This window comes from Kitasatospora sp. NPDC048722 (assembly GCF_040650235.1).
Classification (GTDB): domain Bacteria; phylum Actinomycetota; class Actinomycetes; order Streptomycetales; family Streptomycetaceae; genus Kitasatospora.
In genome coordinates, this window is record NZ_JBEZGX010000130.1 from 1 (window position 1) to 5,657 (window position 5,657).

General features: G+C 72.3%; 6 protein-coding genes and 4 tRNA genes. 4 read left to right on the forward strand and 6 right to left on the reverse strand.

The window, feature by feature from the left end; all coding sequences use genetic code 11:
* Positions 1 to 107: 107 nt before the first annotated feature.
* From AB0C76_RS40900 to AB0C76_RS40915, 4 genes are all read right to left on the reverse strand, one after another.
* A tRNA-Val gene (locus AB0C76_RS40900) sits at positions 108 to 179 on the reverse strand.
* Between the two features lie 41 nt (positions 180 to 220).
* Positions 221 to 292: transfer RNA gene (locus tag AB0C76_RS40905), tRNA-Val, on the reverse strand.
* A gap of 35 nt (positions 293 to 327) precedes the next feature.
* Positions 328 to 401: transfer RNA gene (locus AB0C76_RS40910), tRNA-Cys, on the reverse strand.
* Between the two features lie 40 nt (positions 402 to 441).
* A tRNA-Gly gene (locus AB0C76_RS40915) sits at positions 442 to 514 on the reverse strand.
* A gap of 226 nt (positions 515 to 740) precedes the next feature.
* Here AB0C76_RS40915 and AB0C76_RS40920 point away from each other — a divergent pair.
* The 3 genes from AB0C76_RS40920 (at position 741) to AB0C76_RS40930 (ending at position 3,685) form a co-directional block, all read left to right on the forward strand.
* Positions 741 to 1,790 (forward strand): chorismate-binding protein, encoded by a 1,050-nt coding sequence (locus AB0C76_RS40920; protein WP_359975745.1) that lies wholly within the window; start codon positions 741 to 743, stop codon positions 1,788 to 1,790.
* An 84-nt stretch (positions 1,791 to 1,874) separates the two neighbouring features.
* The gene (locus tag AB0C76_RS40925) at positions 1,875 to 2,705 is read left to right on the forward strand and encodes an aminodeoxychorismate lyase (protein WP_359975748.1); all 831 of its coding nucleotides are present in this window, start codon (positions 1,875 to 1,877) and stop codon (positions 2,703 to 2,705) included.
* A 128-nt stretch (positions 2,706 to 2,833) separates the two neighbouring features.
* Entirely contained in the window at positions 2,834 to 3,685 is an 852-nt protein-coding gene (locus AB0C76_RS40930) for a GNAT family N-acetyltransferase (protein ID WP_359975751.1), read from the forward strand.
* A gap of 12 nt (positions 3,686 to 3,697) precedes the next feature.
* Here the strand turns inward: AB0C76_RS40930 and AB0C76_RS40935 are convergent, their stop codons facing one another.
* On the reverse strand, positions 3,698 to 4,198 hold the full coding sequence (locus AB0C76_RS40935; RefSeq protein WP_359975754.1) for a DsbA family protein: 501 nt from the start codon (positions 4,196 to 4,198) through the stop codon (positions 3,698 to 3,700).
* A 110-nt stretch (positions 4,199 to 4,308) separates the two neighbouring features.
* On the opposite strand from AB0C76_RS40935, the gene AB0C76_RS40940 reads away from it, so the two are divergent.
* Positions 4,309 to 4,767, forward strand: coding sequence for a hypothetical protein (locus tag AB0C76_RS40940; RefSeq protein ID WP_359975757.1), 459 nt, complete (start codon positions 4,309 to 4,311; stop codon positions 4,765 to 4,767).
* Positions 4,768 to 4,795: 28 nt separating this feature from the next.
* On the opposite strand, the gene AB0C76_RS40945 is transcribed toward AB0C76_RS40940, so the two are convergent.
* Positions 4,796 to 5,365, reverse strand: a complete 570-nt coding sequence (locus tag AB0C76_RS40945) for a CGNR zinc finger domain-containing protein (protein WP_359975760.1) — start codon at positions 5,363 to 5,365, stop codon at positions 4,796 to 4,798.
* Positions 5,366 to 5,657: the final 292 nt, after the last annotated feature.

Sequence of the window (5,657 nt, forward strand, 5' to 3'; positions counted from 1 at the left end):
ATACTGGGATTGAACCAGTGACCCCTACCGTGTCAAGGTAGTGCTCTCCCGCTGAGCTAATCGCGCCTGGTGTGGCGTTCCTGCAGCAGACCCCGAAGGGTCCGACGTGCGCGATACTGGGATTGAACCAGTGACCCCTACCGTGTCAAGGTAGTGCTCTCCCGCTGAGCTAATCGCGCCTGGTGTGGCGTTCCTGCAGCAGACCCCGGAGGATCCGACGTGCGCGATACTGGGATTGAACCAGTGACCCCTACCGTGTCAAGGTAGTGCTCTCCCGCTGAGCTAATCGCGCGGGGAGGTTCTCCCGGCGGAACCGGGCGATCCTCTTGGAGGTGGAGACGGGATTTGAACCCGTGTACACGGCTTTGCAGGCCGTTGCCTCGCCTCTCGGCCACTCCACCAGGCAACACTCGAAGAACGATCTTACACTGTTCTCCATCGAGCGGACGACGAGATTCGAACTCGCGACCCTCACCTTGGCAAGGTGATGCTCTACCAACTGAGCCACGTCCGCCTGTCTCCCGGGGTCTTCACCGCTTTTCTTCGGCTGCGCTCCCTGGCGACGTGTTGAACTCTAGCGGATTCCCGGGCCAGCTAAAAATCCGTTCCCGCAGCGTGCACTCGGTGCACGCCCGGAAGCCGCTCGCGCCCGGTCGTTCCGCCGTACGCCCCCGGGCCCGTCGAGCGTCCCCGACCTACACTTCAGGCACCGCCGCCCAGCACCACCGCGCAGGAGAACCGTGTCCGGCCGCACCGCCCCCCAGACCCCGCTCGCCCGCTTCGGCGGCCGCCTCGCCACCGGCCTGCGCGACGTCACCTCGGACCCGGCCGCGCTGGACTCCGCCGGCTACTGGGCGGTGGCCTACGACTTCGAGGGCCGCCTCACCTGCGCCCGCTTCGAGGACGTCCGCCCCGCCACCGCCCCGCCCTCCGGCGCAGGCTGGCGCGGACCGGACGCCGGCGACTGGCACAGCTCCCTGGACCGCGACGCCTACACCGCGGGCGTCCGCCGCATCCGCGAGCACATAGCCGCCGGCGAGGTCTACCAGGCCAACCTCTGCCGCGTGCTCTCCGCGCCGCTGCCCGACCCCGGCCGCAGCGACGTCGACGCCCTCACCGGACTCCTCGCCCACGGCAACCCCGCCCCCTACGCGGGCACGATCCGGCTGCCCGACCACGGCGTCGAGATCGCCACCGCCTCGCCCGAGCTCTACCTGCGCCGCTCCGGCCGCACCGTCTCCTCCGGTCCGATCAAGGGCACCGGCCGCACCGAGGACGACCTCCTCGACAAGGACCACACCGAGAACGTGATGATCGTCGACCTGGTCCGCAACGACCTCGGCCGCGTCTGCGCGACCGGCAGCGTCACCGTCCCCGACCTGTGCGCCGTCGAGAAGCACCCCGGCCTCGTCCACCTCGTCTCCACCGTCGAGGGCACCCTGCGCGACGGCGCCGGCTGGCCCGAGCTCCTGGGCGCCACCTTCCCGCCCGGATCCGTCACCGGCGCACCCAAGTCCAGCGCCCTGCGAATCATCGAGGCCCTCGAAACCGCCCCGCGCGGCCCCTACTGCGGCGCCGTCGGCTGGGTCGACGCCGACCGGGGCGAGGCCGAACTCGCCGTCGGCATCCGCACCTTCTGGATCGACCGCACCGACCCCGCCGTCCCCGTGCTGCGCTTCGGCACCGGCGCCGGCATCACCTGGGGCTCCGACCCCGACCGCGAGTGGGCCGAAACCGAACTGAAGGCCGCCCGCCTGGTCGCGATAGCGTCGGGCAGCGAGACCCTCTGAAGACCCGCGAACACGCCGCAGCACCCGCAGGACCGCAGAGCCCCCAGAACCCGCCGAAGAACCGCCCCCGAGGAGCAGCGCCCGATGCACACCCCCACCAAGAGCTGGGTCAACGGCACGCTCGTCGATTCCGCCGACGCCGCCGTCTCCGTCCTCGACCACGGACTCACCACCGGCGACGGCGTCTTCGAGACCATGAAGGCCGCCGACGGCCGGGCGTTCGCGCTCACCCGCCACCTCGACCGCCTCACCCGCTCCGCCCGCGGCCTCGGCCTGCCCGACCCCGACCACGACCGGGTCCGCGAGGCCTGCGCCCAGGTCCTCGCCGCCAACCCGATGCCGCTCGGCCGACTGCGCGTCACCTACACCGGCGGCAACGCCCCCCTCGGCTCCGAGCGCGGAGACTCCGGCGCCACCCTCGTCGCCGCCATCGGCCCCGTGAACCGCCGCCCCGACACCACCGCCGTCTCCGTCGTCCCCTGGCGCCGCAACGAGCACAGCGCCGTCGCCGGCCTCAAGACCACCTCCTACGCCGAGAACGTCGTCGCCCTGGCCGCCGCCCACCGCGTCGGCGCCTCCGAGGCCCTGTTCGCCAACACCGCCGGACTGCTCTGCGAAGGCACCGGCTCGAACGTCTTCGTCGTCATCGGCGGCCGCCTGCTCACCCCCACCCTCGCCTCCGGCTGCCTGGCCGGCATCACCCGCGCCCTCGTCGTCGAGTGGTGCGGCGCCGAGGAGACCGACCTCCCGCTGGAGGCCCTCCAGGACGCCGAGGAGGTCTTCCTGACCTCCACCCTGCGCGACGTCCAGGCCGTCACCCGCGTCGACGACCGCGAACTGCCCGGGATCGGCCCGGTCACCGCCAAGGCCATGGCCGTCTTCGCCGAGCGCAGCGGCGACGACCTCGACCCGTGAGCCCGCTCCGGCGGGCTCGTGCCGTTGGTCGCCTCCGGCGGGCTCGTGCCGTTAGCCGCCTCCGGCGGGCTAGTGCCGTTAGCCGCCTCCGGCGGATAACCCTCCCGGCGTGGGGAAGGGACCACCACATGACCTCCACGCTGCGCCCAGAGGGCCCCGAGACGCCCACCCCCGCAGGCGGCCGCACCAGACGCTGGCAGATCTGCGCCAACGGCCGCCAGGTCGGTGCCCTGCGCACCACCGCCGTCCCGCACGGCAGCCAACTCTTCGGAGAGATCGCCGAGTTGGAGATCAGCGAAGGGCGCGGCCGGGGCCGCGGGACCTTCGGCGCGCTGGCCGCGGAGGAGGTGCTGCGCGGCTGGGGCTGCACCCGCGTGGACATCGACGTCCCCGAGTCCGCGCAGGTCGCCCGCGGCCTCGCCCTCGCCCTCGGGTACACCGAGCGGATGCGGAACCTGGCCAAGCACCTGACCGCGCCCCCAGACCTGCCGGCCGGCGTCACCGCCCGCCCGATCGGGGCCGAGGAGTTCCCGGCCTGGCTCGGCCGGGCCGCCGAGGACTACGTGCGCTCGCTGCGGGAGTCGGGCCTCACCGAGGAGCAGTCCCGCGCCAAGTCCGGGGTCGACCACCAACGCCTGCTCCCGCAGGGCGCCGACAGCCCCGGCGTCGCGCTGCGCCGCCTCCACGGCGAGGGGGACGACGTCGGCACCGAGCCGCTCGGCTCGCTCTGGGTGGACCTCCACCTGCGCGACCTGCCGGACGGCGAACCGCTCGCCTGGGTCATGGTCGTCGAGGTGTCCCCGGCCCACCGGGGCCGGGGACACGGCCGGACGCTGATGCTGCTCGCCGAACGCGAGTGCCTGGCCGCCGGTGTCCGCACCCTCGGCCTGAACGTCTTCACCGTCAACGAGGTCGCCATCCGGCTCTACGCCTCGCTCGGCTACCGGGTCACCAACCGCCTCTACGGCAAGCCGCTGTGACCCGACGATGCGTCAGGAAGCCTTCTTCTCCTCGATGACGGCGACGATCCGCTCGCGCAGGCCGTCCTGGCTCTGCCCGCCGTCCAGCCGCTTCCCCGCGATCACGTACGTCGGCGTGCCCTTCACCCCGATCGCCTTGCCCTCGGCCTGGTCGGCGTCGACGATCAGCATGTGCCGCCCGTCGATCAGCGCCGTGTCGACCTCGTCGGCGTCCACCCCGACCTCGCGCGCGACGTCCAGCAGCACCTGCTGCCCCTTCGCGTCCAGCTCCTCGACACGGGCCAGCAGCGCCTCCACGAACGGCCACCCCAGCCCCTGCGCGAAGGCCTCCTCGGCCGCCTCGGCGGCCGCGTAGGCGTACCTGTGCTTCTCCAGCGGGAAGTGCCTCACCTCCACCGGCAGCGCGTCGCCGTACTGCGCACGAAGCGCCCGTACGTCGTCCAGGGCGGTACGGCAATCCGGGCACTGGAGGTCGCACCAGAACTCGAGACGGGGAAGGGAACCATCGATCATTCCCCCAGTGTTCCACTAGTGGGCCCCCGCGCCGCCCCGCGGTGCGCCCCGAGGGGCCGGCGACAGGAGGCACCGATGACCAGGACGACCCGATCCGACCGGACGCCGCCGTGCTGAACGCGGCCGTCAGCTTCGCACTCACGGTGGCCTGCGTGGCCGTCGCGGGCCTGCGCGCCTACCGGCGCCGCTTCCTCTCCGCGACCCGCTGGTTCGCCGTCGCCCTGCTGCCCGCAGGCCTCTACCTGACCGGCCTGTTCCCGGTGGCCCGCACGATCGCCGACGAGTTCGGCAAGTGGGCCACCAAACTGGTCTTCGACCCCCGCGTCTGGACCGGCATCGTGCTGCTCGGCATCTCCGTCGCCCTGCTGCTCACCACGCGGTTCGTGAGCCGCCGCGGCGCGGTCGAGGCGCCGGAGGCCCGCCCAGCGGCGACCCGGACGCCGGAGCGGCCCGCGGTTGAGGCGGCACAGCCCGACGCTGCGCCGAAGAAGGCCGCGGCGAAGAAGCAGGACGACGGCCTCGGCGACTTCTCGGACATCGAGGAGATCCTCCGCAAGCGCGGCATCTGACCGGCCCCCGGGAGTGCGGCGGGCGGCCTCAGGCGGAAGCCACGGCCTCCGCCGAGCGCTGCCGCGCCCGGTAGGCGGCGACGTGCAGCCGGTTCCCGCAGGTGCGGCTGTCGCAGTAGCGGCGGGAGCGGTTGCGCGAGAGGTCCACGAAGACGCGCGCGCAGTCCGGCGCCTCGCAGCGGCGCAGCCGCTCGCTCTCGCCCGCCATGAAGATGAACGCCAGCGCCATGCCCAGCTCTGCGGCCAAGAGGTCGCCGAGTGCGGCGTGCGGGGCGAAGTAGTGGATGTGCCACCCGTGGTGGTCGTGGTTGATCAGCCGGGGCGTCGTGCCGGCGGCCGCGACGATCGAGTTGACCAGTTCGGACGCCGCCGCGGTGGACTCCGTCCCGAACACCTCGCGCAGCCGCGACCGCAGGTCCTGCACGCTGCGCAGGTCGCCCTCGGTGAGGGAGTCGATCTCGCTGATCTCCTGGCGGACCACGAAGGCGTCGAGCGCGGCCACGTCCGGCAGCAGCTCGGTGCCGCAGACCTCGGGCGCCGTGTTGAGCAGCTCGACGAGCGTGTTCAGCGCGCACTCGGTGTCGTGGGTGATCAGCACGTTGGGGACTCCTCGCGGAGGGGGGACTTCGTTACCCCGCGTCTGCGGTTACCCCAGACCATACCGGGCCGTGCGGCGGTAGGCCGCTGCCTTCTTTCGAAGGCATGTACGGATTGCGTCAATGTGACGGAAAGTGGACGGCGGTCAATCGAATAACCCCTCCGAAGACCGATCCGCCGCCGGAAAACCGGCGGCGCCCGGCATCGAGGCCGGCCACCCCCGACCGGGGGCGGGCCGCAGACCCGTCCAACGACCGACAACAGCACGACCCCCCAGAAAAAACACGGACTCG

Coding starts and splice junctions, on each gene's coding strand:
- AB0C76_RS40925 (WP_359975748.1), top strand. CDS start 1,875: ATGCACACCCCCACCAAGAGCTGGGTCAACGGCACGCTCGTCGATTCC.
- AB0C76_RS40930 (WP_359975751.1), top strand. CDS start 2,834: ATGACCTCCACGCTGCGCCCAGAGGGCCCCGAGACGCCCACCCCCGCA.
- AB0C76_RS40935 (WP_359975754.1), bottom strand. CDS start 4,198: ATGATCGATGGTTCCCTTCCCCGTCTCGAGTTCTGGTGCGACCTCCAG.